The organism is Paractinoplanes durhamensis (assembly GCF_016862175.1).
In the GTDB taxonomy this organism is placed as follows: Bacteria; Actinomycetota; Actinomycetes; order Mycobacteriales; family Micromonosporaceae; genus Actinoplanes; species Actinoplanes durhamensis.
Genome location: NZ_BOML01000087.1, coordinates 1 through 17,312, shown reverse-complemented (window position 1 = coordinate 17,312; position 17,312 = coordinate 1). Strand labels below are relative to the sequence as shown.

General features: G+C 68.7%; 11 protein-coding genes and 1 pseudogene. 3 read left to right on the top strand and 9 right to left on the bottom strand.

What is annotated here, in order from left to right; translation table 11 throughout:
* Positions 1 to 2: 2 nt before the first annotated feature.
* Entirely contained in the window at positions 3 to 347 is a 345-nt protein-coding gene (locus Adu01nite_RS44760; protein WP_203735495.1) for a YkvA family protein, read from the bottom strand.
* A gap of 104 nt (positions 348 to 451) precedes the next feature.
* Between Adu01nite_RS44760 and Adu01nite_RS44755 the strand changes: the two genes are divergently transcribed.
* From Adu01nite_RS44755 to Adu01nite_RS44745, 3 genes are all read left to right on the top strand, one after another.
* Positions 452 to 1,516, top strand: a complete 1,065-nt coding sequence (locus tag Adu01nite_RS44755; protein ID WP_239133188.1) for an SGNH/GDSL hydrolase family protein — start codon at positions 452 to 454, stop codon at positions 1,514 to 1,516.
* Positions 1,517 to 1,554: 38 nt separating this feature from the next.
* A complete protein-coding gene (locus Adu01nite_RS44750) occupies positions 1,555 to 2,343 on the top strand; it encodes an SGNH/GDSL hydrolase family protein (RefSeq protein WP_203735493.1) in 789 nt (262 codons plus the stop codon).
* Between the two features lie 104 nt (positions 2,344 to 2,447).
* The gene (locus tag Adu01nite_RS44745; RefSeq protein WP_203735492.1) at positions 2,448 to 3,692 is read left to right on the top strand and encodes an acetyl-CoA C-acetyltransferase; all 1,245 of its coding nucleotides are present in this window, start codon (positions 2,448 to 2,450) and stop codon (positions 3,690 to 3,692) included.
* Between the two features lie 57 nt (positions 3,693 to 3,749).
* Here Adu01nite_RS44745 and Adu01nite_RS44740 read toward each other — a convergent pair whose 3' ends face one another.
* The 8 genes and pseudogenes from Adu01nite_RS44740 to Adu01nite_RS44705 all read right to left on the bottom strand — a co-directional run.
* Entirely contained in the window at positions 3,750 to 4,037 is a 288-nt protein-coding gene (locus Adu01nite_RS44740; protein WP_203735491.1) for a hypothetical protein, read from the bottom strand.
* A gap of 89 nt (positions 4,038 to 4,126) precedes the next feature.
* Positions 4,127 to 4,921, bottom strand: coding sequence for a Bax inhibitor-1/YccA family protein (locus Adu01nite_RS44735; RefSeq protein WP_203735490.1), 795 nt, complete (start codon positions 4,919 to 4,921; stop codon positions 4,127 to 4,129).
* Between the two features lie 273 nt (positions 4,922 to 5,194).
* Positions 5,195 to 5,506, bottom strand: coding sequence for a type II toxin-antitoxin system RelE family toxin (locus Adu01nite_RS44730; protein ID WP_239133187.1), 312 nt, complete (start codon positions 5,504 to 5,506; stop codon positions 5,195 to 5,197).
* A complete protein-coding gene (locus Adu01nite_RS44725) occupies positions 5,503 to 5,793 on the bottom strand; it encodes a type II toxin-antitoxin system Phd/YefM family antitoxin (RefSeq protein WP_203735489.1) in 291 nt (96 codons plus the stop codon). The genes Adu01nite_RS44730 and Adu01nite_RS44725 overlap by 4 nt, the downstream gene beginning before the upstream one ends.
* A gap of 279 nt (positions 5,794 to 6,072) precedes the next feature.
* Complete coding sequence (locus Adu01nite_RS44720; protein ID WP_344520645.1) at positions 6,073 to 6,522, bottom strand: SHOCT domain-containing protein; 450 nt, start codon at positions 6,520 to 6,522, stop codon at positions 6,073 to 6,075.
* Between the two features lie 318 nt (positions 6,523 to 6,840).
* Positions 6,841 to 8,964: a UvrD-helicase domain-containing protein gene (locus Adu01nite_RS44715; RefSeq protein WP_203735538.1), complete on the bottom strand. Its 2,124-nt coding sequence runs from the start codon at positions 8,962 to 8,964 to the stop codon at positions 6,841 to 6,843.
* A complete protein-coding gene (locus tag Adu01nite_RS44710) occupies positions 8,964 to 15,344 on the bottom strand; it encodes a DEAD/DEAH box helicase (RefSeq protein ID WP_203735487.1) in 6,381 nt (2,126 codons plus the stop codon). Before Adu01nite_RS44710 ends, Adu01nite_RS44715 begins: the two co-directional genes overlap by 1 nt.
* Positions 15,341 to 17,312, bottom strand: a pseudogene (locus Adu01nite_RS44705) (class I SAM-dependent DNA methyltransferase); the annotation flags it as partial. The pseudogene Adu01nite_RS44705 and the gene Adu01nite_RS44710, both read right to left, overlap by 4 nt.

The window sequence follows — 17,312 nt, the reverse complement described above, 5'->3', positions numbered from 1 at the left end:
CCCTAGATTACGACGACGCGATCCCGCTCCTTCTCCCACTCCAGGAAGCGCTCGGTCTCGGCCAGCACCGTGCCGGCCAGCCAGGTGATCATCACGGCGTCGTCGGCCAGGCCCAGGACGAACAGAAATGCCTCGGGAACGAGGTCGATCGGTGACACCACGTAGGCTGTGGCGGCGGCCATCATCGCGACGCGTACGCCTCCGTCGTATTGGCCTTTTGCCGTTGCCTTGAGCATCCGTGGCAGGGCCGCGAGGCGTGTGCTCAGCGACGGGCCGCCGCGGGCACCGGACATCAGCGACCTGGCCAGCGCCGTGAACGCCGCAGTTCGCTTCAAGGTCTTCGCCATGGTTTCCCCTTTCTGCTACTCCAGCATGACCTGAGCGCGCCATGATTGCCTCTCGCGGGAGCGAGTTAGCCTCGAAATCCAAGGCGGATCTGGGGGGAGTACCCGTGAGCGGCCTCGAATTCACACCACAGGACTGGCGCCGGATCAAATTGGCCGGTCAGGTCCTCGGCGGCGTGACCGGCACCCTGGCCGGCCTGACCGCCATCTCGGCGGGGCTGCTGATGCGGCAGGCGGCCGACGCCCGCCGGATCATCCCGATGGCCGAGGCACCGCCACCGCGCGGCGACGGCGTCTACGGCGCGAAGTTCGGCGGCAAACCGATCACCATGGTCGTCCTGGGCGACTCCTCGGCCGCGGGGTACGGCGTGCACCGTCCCCGCGAGACACCGGGCGCGCTGCTGGCCACCGGGGTCTCCCGCCGCCTGCGCCGCCCGGTCAAGCTCTACCGGCTGGCCGTGGTCGGCGCCATGTCGTCCGGCCTGCCCTACCAGGTCGACGCGGCGCTGGAATACGAGCCGGACGTCGCGGTGATCCTGATCGGTGGCAACGACGTCACGCACGTGTCGGCCCGGGCGATGGCCGTGCGCTACCTGGGCGATGCGGTGCGCCGGCTGCGCGCGAACGGCTGCAAGGTGGTCGTCGGCACCTGCCCGGACATCGGCGCGATCCAGCCGATCAAGCCGCCGCTGCGCTGGCTGGCCCGGAAGTGGAGCCGCGAGATGGCCGCCGCGCAGACGGTCGCGGTGGTCGAGGCGGGTGGCCGCTCGGTGTCGCTGGTCGACCTGCTCGGCCCGGTCTTCGAGGCCGACCCGGTGCGGATGTTCAGCTCCGACCACTTCCACCCGTCCGCCGAGGGCTACGCGCGGGCCGCCTCGGTGGTGCTGCCCACCCTGCTGGCCGTGCTCGGCGAGGACGACCGCCCGGCGCTGGCGGCCGGCGAGGGCGTGCGCAGCCTGGCGGAGGCGGCGCAGGAGGCGGTCAACACGGCCGGCACCGAGGTGAGCGCGGTAAAGGTCGGCGGACGCGAGCGGGGCCCGGCCGGGCGCTGGGCGGTGCTGCGCCGGCACCCGTGGTTCGGCGAGCCGCGGACCTGGTTCGGACATAAGGCGCCCGTTCCGAGCGGCCGTCCGGCGGCCGGCGCCGTAGGCTGGACTCCAGCGGATCAATAGCGCTCCGCGGTCGACAGGGCGATATAGGGAGGCGAGAGATGGCGGGGCTGAATGCACGCATCGGCAGAGCCGCGGCCACCGGTCTGCTCGCCGGGGCGGTGAGCGGGGTCGCCCTGCTCGCCGGCGAGGTGCTTGCCGCCAAGGCCCGGCGCTATGCGAAGCCGACCATGGGCCTGGCCCTGCGCACCTCGATGGGCAAGCTGTCCTCGCCCACCCTGCGCCTGGTGCTGCTCGGCGACTCGGCCGCGATCGGGGTCGGCGTGGAGTGGCTGTCCGAGACGGTCGGCGGCCAGCTGGCCCGCCTGCTGGCCGAGGGCGGCACCGAGAGCGGCGAGCGGCACGTGCTGCTCTCCAGCGTCGGGGTTGCCGGTTCGCGCTCGGCCGACCTGGCCACCCAGGTGGCGCGGGCGCTGCTTGGCGACCGGCCGGACGTGGCCGTGGTGCTGATCGGCGCGCACGACGCGACCAGCCTGCGCAGCCCGGAGGAGTCGGCCGAGCTGCTCGGCCAGGCCGTTCGCCGGCTGCGCGACGCGGGCGTCCGGGTCGTCGTCGGCACCTGCCCCGACCTGGGCGCGCTGCGCGCGATCGCGCCGCCGCTGCGCCAGGTGGCCGGCGTGCTCGGCCGCCGCATGGCGAAGGCGCAGACGAAGGCGGTCGTGGCGGCCGGCGGCGCGGTGGTCGACCTCGGCGAGGAGACCGGTGCGGTGTTCCGGGCCGACGCCGGCACGTTTTGTTACGACGGTTTCCACCCATCGGCCGACGGCTATCGGGTTTGGGCACATGCGCTCTACCCGGCGGTCGCGAAAGCGGCGATGTCCGGGGTGTAAGACACGCAATGTCCGGGTTGTCGGGACGCTGTGTGACGTTGAGATAGGGCTGTGTGACAAAGTTGCACTCGCACGGGTTGTTACTCGCTGGTTAACATCGACCCATGCCCGAAGCCGTCATCGTCGCCACCGCGCGCTCCCCGATCGGCCGCGCCGTCAAGGGGTCATTGAAGGACCTCCGCCCGGACGATCTTGCCGCCACCATCGTGGACGCGGCCCTGAACAAGGTGCCCGAGCTCGATCGCACCCTCATCGAGGACCTCTACCTCGGCTGCGGCCTGCCCGGGGGTGAGCAGGGCTTCAACATGGCCCGCGTGGTCGCCACCCGGCTCGGCCTGGACGGCCTGCCCGGTGCCACCGTCACCCGGTATTGCTCCTCCTCGCTGCAGACCACCCGGATGGCCTTCCACGCGATTAAAGCGGGCGAGGGCGACATCTTCGTCTCGGCCGGCGTGGAGACGGTGTCCCGGTTCGCCCGCGGCTCCTCCGACGGCCTGCCCTCGGCGGCGGCCGCGCTGGTCGGCGGCGGCTGGGAGAACCCGTTGTTCGCTTCCGCCCAGGAGCGCACGGCTTCCTTTGCCGAGGGCGGCAAGACCTGGCACGACCCCCGCGAGGACGGCCACGTGCCGGACGTCTACATCTCGATGGGGCAGACCGCGGAAAACCTCGCCCAGATCAAGGGCATCTCCCGGCAGGAGATGGACGAGTTCGGCGTACGCAGCCAGAACCTCGCCGAGAAGGCGATCGCCAACGGCTTCTGGGAGCGGGAGATCACCCCGGTGACGCTGCCGGACGGCACGGTCGTGTCGAAGGACGACGGCCCCCGCCCGGGCGTGAACATCGAGGGCGTCTCCGGTCTCAAGCCGGTGTTCCGCCCGGACGGCCGGGTCACCGCCGGTAACTGCTGCCCGCTCAACGACGGTGCCGCCGCGGTGGTCATCATGAGCGACACCAAGGCCCGCGAGCTGGGCCTCACCCCGCTGGCCCGGATCATCTCGACCGGCGTCACCGCGCTCTCCCCGGAGATCATGGGCCTCGGCCCGGTGGAGGCGTCGAAGCAGGCGCTGAAGCGGGCCGGCATGAGCATCGGCGACGTCGACCTGGTCGAGATCAACGAGGCGTTCGCGGCCCAGGTGATCCCGTCGTACCAGGACCTGGGCATCCCGATCGAGAAGCTGAACGTGAACGGCGGCGCGATCGCGGTCGGCCACCCGTTCGGCATGACCGGCGCCCGGCTCACCGGCACGCTGCTCAACTCGCTCGACTGGCACGACAAGAGCATCGGCCTGGAGACGATGTGCGTCGGCGGCGGCCAGGGCATGGCCCTGATCATCGAGCGCCTGAGCTAGTTCTCCCTGTTTTCCGCCGGGTTCGGCCTGCCACGAGCGGCCGGGCTCGGCGGTTTTTCATATGTGCTTGCGGACCTCGTCGACGGCGGCGGCCGCCTCGGCCAGCACCTCCGGCGCGGGCGCGGCAGCGACCAGGTCGTCGGCGACCACCCGCAGCTGGTCGGCCAGGATCATGTCGTGCTCGCGCGGGACCGGCCGGCGCGGCTGACCCTCGGCCGCGGCCCCCAGGTCGGCGAGGAGCTGGACCAGCCCGTACATCCGCTCGGCCTTGCCCTTCCACCGCGGCTGTTCCCAATGCCGCACCTGGTTGTGCAGGCGGTCGACGGCGGCGGCGAAGTCGGTCACGACGTGAGCCTAGTCCGGACGCAAAAAGGGCCCGGGCGCAGAACGGCGCCCGGACCGTGGGAGGACAGTCCGGGCGCCGGGGTGGAGCGTCAGTCTCTGCTGCTGCCCTGCAGGTAGCTGAGCAGGCGCAGGATCTCCAGGTAGAGCCAGATCAGGCCGACCAGGATGCCGAACGCGCAGGTCCAGGAGTAACGCTGCGGGAGGCCCATCCGGACACCCTGCTCGATCTGGTCGAAGTCGAGGATGAAGCTCAGCGACGCGACCACGATGCAGACGATGCTGAAGATGATGCCGATGGCACCGTTGTCCCGGATGCCGGTGTGCACGCCGAACAGCGAGAGCACGAAGTTGAGCAGCATGATCATGAACAGGCCGCCCATGACGGCGATCAGGCCCTTGGTGAACTTCGGCGTCGCGCGGATCACCCGCGACTTGTAGAGCAGCGCCATCAGGAAGAAGACGCCGAACGTGGCGACCACGGCCTGCAGCACGATGCCGTTGTAGAAGGACTCGAACGCCTCGCTGACCAGGCCGACGAACGCGCCCTCGATGACCGCGTAGGCCACCACGAGGACCGGGTTGGCCATCCGGGAGAACGAGATGATCAGGCCGAGGACCAGGCCGACGAGCGCGGCACCGATCCAGGCGGCGCCGGCCATGCTGTCGGGAATGAGGTTCCACGCGGCGATGGCCGAGATGCCGGTGATGCCGAGCAGGATGACGGTCTTGACGACCACGTCATCGATCGTCATCGGCTGGGCGACCGGCGGAGCGGCCGCGTAGCCCGGACCGGAGGGGTACGGCTCGCCCAATCCGTACCCGGCCGTCCGCTCGCGTTCGGCCGCCTGGCCGAGGCGGCTCAGAACCGGGTTCGAAGATTTCACTGTGTCCAGCCTCCCTGAGGTCAACTGCGGTCTTTCCAGGGTAAAGGCCCTACGCACCGGATGAGGGTGCCAGAAGCTGTGAGCCGCCTGAAAATACGACGACTATCTAAACAGCATGGGGCGAGAGGGATGCCCGGGGCGGGTCACGCAGAACATCTCAAACGCCGGCCGGCCCGCGCCGCGCCGGTCAACTCGTCATCGAGGAGCGCGTTGGCCTGCGGCCGCGCCAAAGTCGAGCGAACCGTACTGATGGGGTTACGAACTGCACGTTTCTTACAGGTCGCGGTAGACCTCACGGCGGTGAGCGACGGCGATGACGAGCACGATGAGTTGCTCGTCACGAACGGTGTAGACGACTCGGTGGTCGCCGACCCGGATGCGCAGCAGACCGGAGTGGCCGGTGAGGGCCTTGACACCGGCGGGGCGGGGGGCAATGGCCAGCCGGTCGATGGCGGTCACGACCCGGCGGCGCACCATGCCGTCGAGCCTGCGCAGCTGGCGAACAGCAGCCGGGGTCAGCTCGATCTTCCAGACCGACGCCGTGGGGTCGGTCTCAGGTGGGCCGTCCGGTACGGGATCGGTCACCGCTCCGCTTCCAGGTCAGCCTTGACCTGGTCCCACGGGACCGTCGGGGTGCCGGCCTCGACCTCAGCTAAGGCTTCGCCGGCGAGCCGGGCAAGGTAGGCGTCCTCAGCGTGCTCCAGGCGCTCGGCATCCACCGCCGGCACGATCGCGGCCACCCGACGCCCACGCCGGGTGATGTAGGTGACCGAGCCGGTGTATACGGCCTCGTTCACAATCTCGGCGAGACGGTCCCGGGCGTCGGTGATGCCCAACTCGTCGTCGTTGGGCAGAGGCGGAGCAGCAGTCATGCTTTTAGCGTACGAAACGTACGCTACGTACGCTAGGCCCGGCTGCCGACGACTGCCTCCCATGCATATGGTGCAACGGACTCATCGATCCGACCGAACTGGTGATCGACATGCACCCCGAACGGGAACGCGAGACCCAGATTCCGTGGCGCGATGCCGACTGTCGATGAATTCCCTCCGCCGGGCAACTCGGACGCGACGGGACGTGGTAGTCGAACTAGCCAACAGCTCACCAGAGCCACGGACCTCGGCAAACCCGCTACAGACGGGCGAGGCCGGTCATGGTGCCAGCAGTCGCGCCTTTGCTTGCTCGAACTCGACTTCGCTGAGGGCACCTTGCTGATGTAATGCGGACAGTTTCGCCAACTCGTCCGCCACCGACACGGGCATGCCAGCCGGCCCGAAGTGATTGCAGGAAGCCACGATCGCCCGTTCCACTGCGATCCGCAACGGATCGAAGGCATCCATCTGCCTCCGCGTGATCATGACCGTGTTCCGATCATGGAGTGCGTCCTTCGGCCGCCTGAAGGTTCTCGGCTGAGCGCCAGTTTCAAAGGTGATATAGCCGTTCCATATAGGAGTCGGCGCCACATACTGCACGCTACGCAACGACGTGACAGCAATCCTCGTCTCCCGATTCAAAGACAGCAGGCTGAACAAACCCTGCCGGGTGATGGTGATGGTCACTCCGTCAAACTGGACTCGCCCGCTTCGGCCTTGCACTCGCATCACCCGCGAATTATCCCAGCATGATCGAGCTCGTGGATCCGTCGTTTGGCTAATCTGTTCCTATCCCTCAGGGAGCGGAGGTAATCGAGGTAGTCCGGGTCGTGTTTGCCGTTGCCCGCCTGAAGGTTCCCACGGTGGTAACGGTGGGTGGGCAGTACAGGCCATGGCGAGGTCTGGGCCGGGGAGCGTCCACCACGCTTAGCTTGTCGTCGTCAGTCATCGTCTCCCCCTGATCCCGGCAGGAGCTTGGGAGTCACGTCCGACAAGATCAGCCGGATATGCCTGGACATGTGCTTCATAACGTCGAGTGAGCAGTGATTATCGCCGCTGGACCACGACGAGTTCATCTCGGGCACGGGTGGCGGCTACATATACCAATGACCGGGCGCGCAGTTCGGCGTCGTGTCGTTCGTTGTCGTCCAGGTCGTCGAGCCTGGCCTTCTCCGCAGCCGACTGGAACCCGACGTCGGCGAGCACGACTTTGGCGAACTCCATGCCTTTCGCCCGGTGCATTGTCATTACGAGCACCCGGCCTTCCGCCGGCCGTTCACGGTCGACTGCTCGCGCCTGCACGCCGCGCTCGTTGAGCGCGTTTACCACTCGTTCCCGCTGGAATTTGTCATGAACGAGGACGGCGATTGTCTCGGGTGCCGCGCCGTGGTCGAGCCAGGGGCGGATACGGTCCGCGATCGTGTCGAGTTCGGAGACGAGCGACTCCACGGTCTCTACCGCCGGGGTCGGCCCCGATCGAGCTGAGCGGTAGCCAGTGGCTTCTGCCTGCTCTTCAAGGTCAACGTAGTCGCCGCCGTCGAGCACCGCCATCGCGTAGCGCAGGTTCTGCGCGGTGGTGCGGTAGTTGAGGGTGAGTCGCTGCGAGCGGCCGACGATCTTGATGCCGTAGCGGCCCAGGACTGTCCGGTTGCCGTAGATGCGCTGGTGGGAGTCCTCGGCTATGAACAGGTCGTCCTCGCCTTCGGCGACCAGGGCGCGCAGCATCTGCCAGTGCGTCGGCGACAGGTCCTGGCCTTCGTCGACGAGCACGTGGTCGGCTTGGCCGCCGGTGGCGGCGAGGTGGGCGGCGGCAACGGCGGCGGCCTCGGCGAAGTCGAGAGTGCCTTCGATGCGGCACTGGGCCCGGTACGCCGCGATCAGCGCCCACACGCTGTCCCGTTTGGCACGGTCCAGGGCAACACCGCGGCTGGGCCGCCGGATGCGGCGGTATTCGTTCTCGTTCTTCACCCGGTTGGGCAGGACGACGAGAGCGTATTCGGCACTCAGGAAGGTCTCGTTGGCGATCTCCGTGGGCAGCTTCGACGATGACGCCTCGATGACCTCGCGCCACCGGCCGTTCGGGGTGCGCCCGGTGGGTGTGGACCGGGCATCACCCAGGACAGCCTGGACGGCATCGGCGATGCCGGTTCCGGCGGCGCGGATGACGGCTGCGGCCAGGGCGTCGACACCGGTCACGTAGACGCCGGGCTGGTTGAGGGCGCTCGCCTGTGGAACCGTCGGATCGAGTTGGGCAAGGCCGTCGCGCAGTGCGTCTGCCAGGTTCGTGGTGAACGTCGTCAGCACGATCCGGGCGTCTTGCTGCTCGCGGGCCAGCACCCGGGCCCGGTGGATGAGCACGACAGTCTTGCCGGTACCGGCGCCTCCGGAGAGCCGGAACGGGCCCTTGTACCGGCGTACGGCGTAGCGGCGCTGCTCCGGGTGCAGGAACACCCGCCACGACCCGAAGTCGCCCTTTTCGATGACCCGGCGAAGTTCCTCCTGGCCGTCGATGAATGCAAACTGCGCCTGGGCGGCGGGCTGTTTGAGCGAGCGCAACAGGTCGGCGTCTTCGTCGCCGGTCGGTTCTGGCGCCGCGAGTTGAAGTCGCTCGGCGATGGTGTCGATCGAGTCCGGGGTGGCCAGGTCGACCAGGAGCATCCCGAGCCAGCCGTCGTGTTGCTGGGCGAGGTCGAGGATCGCGTCCTCATCCGGCGCGGCCAGTGCCAGATCAGCGATGTCGGCGGGAACGCCGAGCCGGTCGACGAGGTCATCGCGGGTGCGCCCCAGCCGACCCAGGAGAGGCTTGGCCCGCGACGGCGGCGGGACAGCGGGATGAGCGGCCGGTTCCGCTTGCTCGATCTGGGGCAAGCCGTTGATCGGGTTGACCTTGAGACGGACCCGGGCGGCGATAGCGATGGCATCGTCGTGGGGCCAGACGCCGTGGATGACGTAGTGGCTCTCACCCGCGCCGTCGAGCCGGAACATCACGGCGCGCCAGAACTGGTCGACGCGGCCGGTGCGCACGCGTGAGTCGGCCGCGCCGGCGATCGGTTCGAGGTGCAGACCGGCGGTGGTGTCGTCGGCGGAGAGCTTCTGCAGGAAGGTCATCGCCTTGGCCTTGACCGAGCCGTCAATCTTGACGGGCCACTTGGTCATGATAATCGTCGGCATCAGCTCTCCCCGCGGTCGGTGGTGCCGGTCAGCGCCGCGACGATGGCGTCCGGTTCCGGCTGCACCACGTGCCAGCCGGCGGAGGTCAGGTCCGCCCGGTCCTCGTCGGGCATGTCGTAAAGGTCGACGGCGATGTGCACGCGCGGCCAACACATGTCCATGGGGATGCCCTGCGGGCCTTCCACGCCGATCTGCGGCGCTTCGAGGCCGCCGTGGATGGCGAGGAGCCGGATCAGGTCGCGTTCGACGCCGAGCGCGGCCGACTCGTACGCGGATGCCCAGCTCTCGTCCGCTCCGTCGGGGAGACCGTCGGCGGTGTCCAGCTCCGGGGTGGCCGCCGCTGTGACCGCGCTCCCCACTCGGCTGGAGGTCGTGATGACGGTGGGCCAGTCGCGGAGCGACATGGCGTTGGACAGTTGCAGCCATAGCCGCCAGGCATCGGCGTGTGCGGCGTCGAATGCCTGCTCCCGGTCGTCCAGCACGAGTGCGGCGTGCACTGCCGCCCTGGTCGGTTCGACGACGACGGCGAGGGCACCGAACTGCCGCACCAGGACGGTCCGGTCGCCGGGCGGCAGCTCCTCTGCTAGCAGCGCAGCCCGCCCGACCGCGGCGAGGCTGATCCCGTCGGCACAGGTGCGGCGAGACTGGCCGTCGACCAGGAACATCGGCACGGCCCGCGCGACGATCCCGAGGTCCACGGGCTTGGGCGCGGACACCCAGGCGAGCAGCCAGGAGATCGGGCCGGCCCGCAGCCCCTCGTACGCGCTGGGCGCGGCCTGGAACGGTGCCTGCTTGATCAGCCTGGCGACGGTGGCCTCGGAGAACCACGCCGGGGCGGCCGGGGCTTGCTGCTCGGCCGCGGCGATGTCGGCTGCGGTCACCGCCAGGACGATGCGGCCGGTGTCGCGCAGAATCTGGCGCTTCTCGGCGTCGTCAGCGAGCCGGTTGCGGGACGCGACAGCGTGGAAGGCGTGCCCGTCGGTGAAGACGGCGACGGCCGGTATGGAGGTGTCGTTGGATTCCAGCAGGAAGTCGGGGCGGGAGTTCTCGACGTTGACCTGCGGGGTGAGGGTCCATTGGCGGTGGTCGCCGGGCAGGGTGAAGCGCAGGGCGTTGCCCCACGGTTTCGGTACCTCGGTGGTGGCTGCCCCGATCGCGGTCAGCCGTTGCGTGATCAGCTTGCGGAAGCGTTGTTCTAGGTGTGATTCGGGGCTGTCCTGCGGTGGGGTCCTGACCAGCGTCCACGATGGGCCGTCGGCGGTGTCGGCGTCCTCGTCCAGGCCGAGCAGGTGGGCGAGGTGCCGTTCGGCCGAAGCGCGGGACGTACGGCGCAGCAGGGTGAGCGGGGTGAACGGCAGTAGGCAGCGGTGGCAGGCGAGGCGTTCCTCGTGCCGGCATTCGCAGTCGTGCACCCGCTGCCAGGCGAGCGCGAGCAGGTCGCGGAGCAGTTCCGGGGTGGCCAGGTCGGCCAGGTATCCGGTGCCGCCGGGCACCACGTCGTGCAGCAGCAGGGCGTCGTGGTTGTCGGTGCCGTCGCTGAGGGTGGGGTCGACGACGTGCTCGACCCGCAGGTGGTCGGGGTGTCCGCCGATCTGTTCGCGCAGCCCGAGCAGGACGGCGGCGGCCAGGCTCGGCACGGCGAAGTCGTCGCCCAGGGTGACCGCGTACGGCAGGCGCAGCAGCAGCCCTTGGGTGCGCAGGGTGCGCGAGAGGGCGACGGCGACCGTGTTCTCCACGGCCGACTTACGGTACGGGCACCAGGCGCGGTGCTCGTGCGGGCGGTTACGGCCGGAGTCGGTGTCGAGCTTGCCGCATCCGCTGCACACCCGGAACAGTGAGCCGGTGCGTTCGTCGGCCGAGATGATCCGCGACGTGCCGTGGCCGGGGACGCCGACGTTCAGCCAGCGCAGGTCCATAGTGCGCAGATAGGTGCAGCCCAGCCCGGTGTTCTCGGCGAACCACTTCTCGCCCGCAATGCCGGCCGGGTCGATGTCGGCGGCCGAGATGAGCTGGAACGGGATGTGGTCGCGTTGGTCACGCCGGTCGGAGATCTTCACCTCGTCGCGGCGCACCTCGGCCGAGACGTGTGAAAGTTCGACGACATCGAGGCGCTGACCGGTGTCGGCGATGCCGGTGCTGCCGCACCGTGGGCATTTGGGGATCTGTTGTTCCTGGCCGGTGGCGGCGATGTCGGCGGCGAATCCGCAGGCGGGGCAGAACACCCAGGGACGAATGGATTCGCCGTCGATGCCGAGGTCGATCGCGTCGACGGCGATCTCCCACCCGCGGGCATAGAAGGTGGCGCCAGGCGCGAACTCCCGGATGGCCTGCGCCGAGCCCCGCTGGAACTGGGCGCTGTCGGTCTCGAACTCGCCGGAGTCGGGGTTGGTCCAGCTGATCCCGACGGCGAGGGTGACAGTGTCGTCGAGGAGCGTGTAGTTGGGCAGCAGGCCGTGCTCCTCGAGCACGCTGATCCAGTATTCGCCGCGTAGGTGCCCGAGTTGCCCGCCGATCAGCTTGCGGGTGGTCTTGGCTGACCGCAGGGCCCGCTTGTCGTCGTCGGTGGCGGCCGGCGACACGGCCTGGGCCTCGAGTTCGGGCAGCACCTTGTTGATCTCGGTCTGCCGGCGCTTGAGCGTCTCGACGGTTTGCTGCCAGCGACGACTGGCCGCGTGCACGTGCCCGGCGAACACGCTGGTGCCAGCCCCGGCACTCGGGTTGACCCAGTCGGTGAGCGCGACGACGGTGGCTTCGGGCAGCGAAGCGAAGGTGTCGGTGAACCGGCGCACTGCGGCGGCACCACCCGCCTCGGCGGCGGCGATGAGTTCGCCGAGGAACGAGTCCGGTTCGCTGGCTCCGATGGCCTTGCTCGCGCTGTTCGGGTGAGTGTGCCGTGGGTCGCGGGCCATGCCGTCGACGAGGCTGGCGGTGAACTGGCGGCGCAGGATCTCCTCAGCGCTCAGGTAGGTGGCCGGCGGGCGGACCTCACCGTTGATGACCGACAGCGGGTCGCCGAGCTTGGGTAGTTGGTCGCCGCGCCCGGTGAGGTAGGCCAGGTTGAGGGCGTTGCCGGTGAGACGCCCGGCCCGCCCGACCCGTTGCAGGTAGGACGCGACGGTGCGGGGCAGCGACGAGAGCAGGACGGTGGACAGGTCGCCGATGTCGATACCCATTTCCAGGGTGGGGGTGGCGACCAGCACATTAGGTGCCTGCGGCTCGGTCGAGGACTTCTTGAAGCCGTCCTCGTAGCTCAGCCGGGTGGCGTCGTCGAGCAGGCTGGTGTGCTCGCGCGCGACGATCCGGCGCATGTCCGTGGAGGCGTAGAGCCGGCGGTAGAAGTTGTCGGCCAGCGCTTCCCGGGTCAGCCGGCCGTGGCAGCGCACCAGCATGCATGGTGCGCCATCGAGCTGGTCGACGGTGGTGCGACTGCCCGGCACCAGCGCCCGGCAGGTGTCGCAGGCCAGTAGATGCCGTTTGGCGGTGAGGTCGTCGAGCCTGGCCGGGGCGACGACAACACCGGACGGCGGGATCGCGTAGACGGTGGCGCCGCTCTGACTGGTGACGGTGGTGAGGACACCGTCGCGGGCCAGCCGGTCCAACAGCAGCCGGGTGAGCCGCCCACCGTCGGCGGGGCTGACCGACAGCGCCCGCGAGGTCCAGCGCGCGAACCAGGACTGCGCCGAGGTGACCGCGTCCAGGTCGCTGTCGCGGACCGGGTTGACCGCGCCGCCGACGCGTGGATAGCTGGGCGCCGGCCGCGTGTTGGGAAACGCGGGCATGCCCTCGCCCCGCGGCCGGCCACCCCAGATGGACCAGCGGTTGCCGTCCTCCTGGCGGAAGGTGGTGAACCAGGGATGGTCGATCGCGCCCTGTGCCCGCATCCGGTCCAGCACACCGCGTACCCACTGCACGAGGGTCTCGTCGGCCGGTTCGGCGTTGTCCGGCCCGAGCGGGTTCTGCACGGCGAACCCGGTCAGCACGGTCCGGGCGGCGGCGGCCATCCGGGCCGGCTGGCCCGCCTCCACCTCGACGATCGCGGCACCGGTCAGTTCGAGCGTCCGGCCGGTGCGCGAGTTCATCCCGAACTCCAGAGCCACATCGAGCGCGAGCCGCTTTCGGACCCGGGACATCACCCTGGCGGGCACCCCACGCAGGGTCTTCGACTTCCAGAACGGAGTGAACGACTCCCGGTCGACGCAGTCCGGGCCGAGCAGCCGGTACCGCTGGAAGTCATCCTCACCGGTACGCCGGATCGCGTCCTCGACCAGCGCGTCCAAGGTGAGGCTGCCCGGTGCGATCGCGGCGTTGAGTGCCGCCCGCAAGGTCAGCGTGTGCGAACGGGCTTCCACAAAACCGGCCCGGTGCGCAGCGTCCTGCACCGAGTCGGTGAAAACCAGGGCCTTCTTCTCCCGTACGTCCAGAGCCGCCGAGCCGAACAACGTGGACAGTGACACCGACAGCAGGGTGGCGATGGCGCTACCGAGGAACCGAATACCGTCCGGCTGGGCGCAGGACGGGCAGGTGTCGTGCCGAGCGTGCTCGTCGGCGTCCCGTCCGGCGCTGGTGAGCACCGGCAGGATCCACCCGTCGCGCAGATCCGGGTCGTCGTCGCCTGGCGCGGCAGTGAGCAGTTCCCGGCCACGCACCGAAAACCAGGCCAGCCCGTCGGGGTGCCCGGCCCCGTCGTAGGCGGCGTTGGCTTCGGCCGGCGCGTAGAGCAGTGCCCGGAAACGGCCCTCGCGGGAGGCGTGATTACGCCGGATGGTCTCGTCGTCGACGGCGAGACCGGTGCCGACCGGGGCGAGCGCGACGCCCCAGCCGGACCGGCCGCAGAAGCGGCAGTAGACGGCCGGGAACGACGGCCGGATGTCCTCGGTGTCGCCGCCGGCTACCGGCGGACCGTCGTCGCCCCAGCGGAACCGGGCGGTGGTGTCGGCGGCCCGGTCGATGCGGGTGAGTTCACGCACCCATAGGTGCACGTCGACGGCGAGCGCGTCACGGCCGGCGACCGCCCGGATGTGCCCGAGAGCTGCCACCACCGCGGTGATCGCCCGCGACCAGTCGGTGTCGAAGCCGTCCGCCGCGAGGCTGGAGGTGCGCCGGTCGGCCTGGCTGGCGATCCGGCGGACCAAGTCGTCCACGCTAACCGCATCGGCGGTCTCGTAGGCTAGCTCCTGCACCAACGGGTGGGCCTTCGCCAGGGCGAGCAGCAGATCCGGCTCGGCCGCAGCGAGCCGGTCCCGGTCACCGGCCCAGAGCAGACCCAGGACGGTACGGGCGAGAGCCGCGCCGTCCGGGTCGGCGCCAAGCGCGTCGACGGCAGCCCGTACCTCCTCGGCCCGGAACTCGTCCGCGACGGCGAACCCGGCGTCGGCCACGGCGGTCTCCGCGTCACCCACCCATTCGGCAAGGTCCTGCCGGGACTCGGTCACCACGGCGTCGGCCGGGAACGGCTCACCGAAGACGGTTTCGGCGAAACCCAGCATGGCACCCGGGTCACCCTTGTCCCCGAGGGTCGCCGACGTCGCCACCGGCGTGATCAACCCGAGCGGCCGGAACCGGGCGTTCTCGGTGATGGCCGGGTCGCCCTCGCTCCAATGGCTCTTCAGGGCCAGGCCGAGCCGCCGTAACAACATCGCCACGTCGGTGCCCTGCGCGCCGTCGTACGTGTGGAACTCGTCGAGCACCAGGTAACGCAGGCTGGTCGCGGACTGCCGCCACAGGTTCTGGTCCTCGTGGCGCAGCAGCAACTGGTCGAGCATCTTGTAGTTGGTCAGCAGGATGTCGGGGGCAGTGTCGCGGATGATCCCGCGGTCGGTGATCAACCCGTCCGCGGTGACAATGGTCCGCGGCTTGTCCTTCTGCCCGGTGTAGAGCGCCGCCGTGATCGAGGCCAGCTCCGGGTGGCTGGTCAGCAGCCCGGTGAGGCGGGCGGCCTGGTCGTTGGCGAGCGCGTTCATCGGGTACAGGATCAGCGCCTTGGTCCCGGGGACGCCCTCCAGCCGGGCCCGGCGCACATGGTCCAGGATCGGGTGCAGGAACGCCTCGGTCTTGCCTGAGCCGGTGCCGGTGGTGACCAGCGTCGGCTGCGGACGCCGCTTGCCCAGCGAGGTCAGCCGGGCGAACGCGGCGGCCTGGTGACCGTACGGGGCCGGGCCCGCATACCAGTCGAGGTGCTGCCGCCAGCCCGGCTCGGCCGGGCGGAACGGCAACCGCAGGTGTACGTACGGGCCCTTGAACATGCCGCTGACAGGGTCGGACAAAAACGTGTCGAGACCGTCGCGTGCGTCCGCCTCAGTTAACGCGAATGTCGTCGTCAGGTAGTCGACGAGGCTGTCCCGGACGTTGGCCGCCTGGACGGTGGGCAGCAGCTCGGTCACGAACGCTCCCGCAGCCGCTGCTCGAAGACCGCGAACGCCTCCCGCATGTCCGCCTCCCGATCCAACGTCACAAACGGCAGTTCATAGGTGTACGTGTTCCTCGCCTGGTTGGTCGCGGTGCGCTCCTCGGCGGTGATCCGGTCGCCCTTCTTGCGCCAGACTGTGAGCACTGAGTTGGGCACGAGCCGACCATTCGCGTCGTAGATGTAGACGTTGCGGTCGTAGCCACGCAGCACCGCGAACTGGGTTCGGTAGATCGAGCACAACTCGTCTGCGGTCAACCCAAGCGCAAGCGCGACGAGCGCATCGATCTCCACGAGCGCCTGCCGCCGATCGGCTGCAACCCGCAACGGCGTCTCGGGGGTCCACTCGGGGCCGACCCCTCCGAGGGAGGCTTGCCGCTCGTGTGCGAAACCACCGGCCCAGACATCCTTGGAGAACTCGTTTTGGTAGCAGTCCGTCCACAGATCGGCGTAGGCGTTGGTCACGGCGTTGAGTCGCAATGCTCTCAGCACGAGTTCTGGCTGGGCGGCATGTGTTTCGACAATCGGAAGGCGGCTGAATGAACCCTCGTAAATGCCACTCAAGGGCGCAGTCCGGATCAGGTAGTCGGCGAGAAGTGATCCGGCGAAGGCGACCACAATTGCGATCTGCCGACTCGATGCGGATGAACCTACACAGAAGACTCCGTTGACATGCGCCGCGCCGGGCGGAATGATTGCCGGAATCAGGGTTCGCTCGTTCTGAATATCAGCCATCGCTCGCCAGGCAACGCGGTAGTAGTCACGGGCAGGATCAGGGTGCTCCTCGTCGCCCCAATCGGTGTAGGCGCAGTCATAGTCGTATTGGTCGCCGACGGGTTGGTAGGCCGTGGCTGGGATCGCGTCGGTCGAGAGCTGCTCGAAGTCCGTAGCGGACCAGTCTTGGTTGTTTCGCAGTGACCTGTTCGGTGTCTTGTATAGGGGCGTCGAGACGAACAGATGTGGCCCCTGCAGAATCACGTCATCCCAAGAAGTCGGCACGCCCCACCCTGATTCGAAGTAGCCTTTCCTCCTGTCGTCCTTCTCATGCCAGCCAGCAGAAAAGCGCAGTCCGAGCTCGCCGATGCGCTGGGCAGTTGCCAGTTTCTGGAGCACTGCGGTGCTGGACTGGTTCACCGCGTAGACCATCCGAGTCTGGCGCACTGGAACTTCGTCGTTCTCCATGGTCGCGTGCCATACACGGAGCAGTTCTTCGGCAACATGGGTGATTCGCGAACGATGTGGGCGCACGTCCCAGCGGCCCTCGTCGTCTTTGAGTCCCGGCTCTGGTCCGGATCCGTCGTGGATCAGCGACCGATCTGCTGTATCGGGGTGATACAGCGAGCTTGCTTGGATGAAACGCGGCGAAGCCTTCCTCGCTCCGTACACTGTAATGCCGAAGTGATTGTGGTGATGGATCTCAAATAGTTTGAGTTCGTTCACAAAATGCCAGTGGCGGCGGAGGCGTAGGTAGAGTTCGTTACGCAGCACACCTGCCTTTTTATCGGTGAAGTGCGAATTTAGATGAATCATGCCAATCGTGCCCCGGGCCGATTCATGCCGCCACATCACCTCCATGAAGCAGCGGTACAGATCCGGTTGGAGCCCCTGCAGGTGCGGATACTGTGCAACCGACCCAACGAACGCCGCGATCGACAGCACCTCCACCATGCCGTCGACGACCAGTTCGGTCATGCCCGGCAGTGCCAGGGTCGCGGCCCGTTTCTTGGCGACCTGTGCCTGGCTCGGCTTCAGCGCCAACTGCCACCATGGATCGCCCTCGGCCAGCAGCGCGTCCACGTCTGACCGGGGCCGCACCCAGGGCGGGTTACCGACCTGGAGGTCGAAGCCGCCACGGGCGAACACCGTGGCGAAGTCCAGTTGCCAGTGGAAGAAGCCCTGCCGCTGGGCGATGCGTTCGCATACCATCAGCCACGGATGTTTTCTC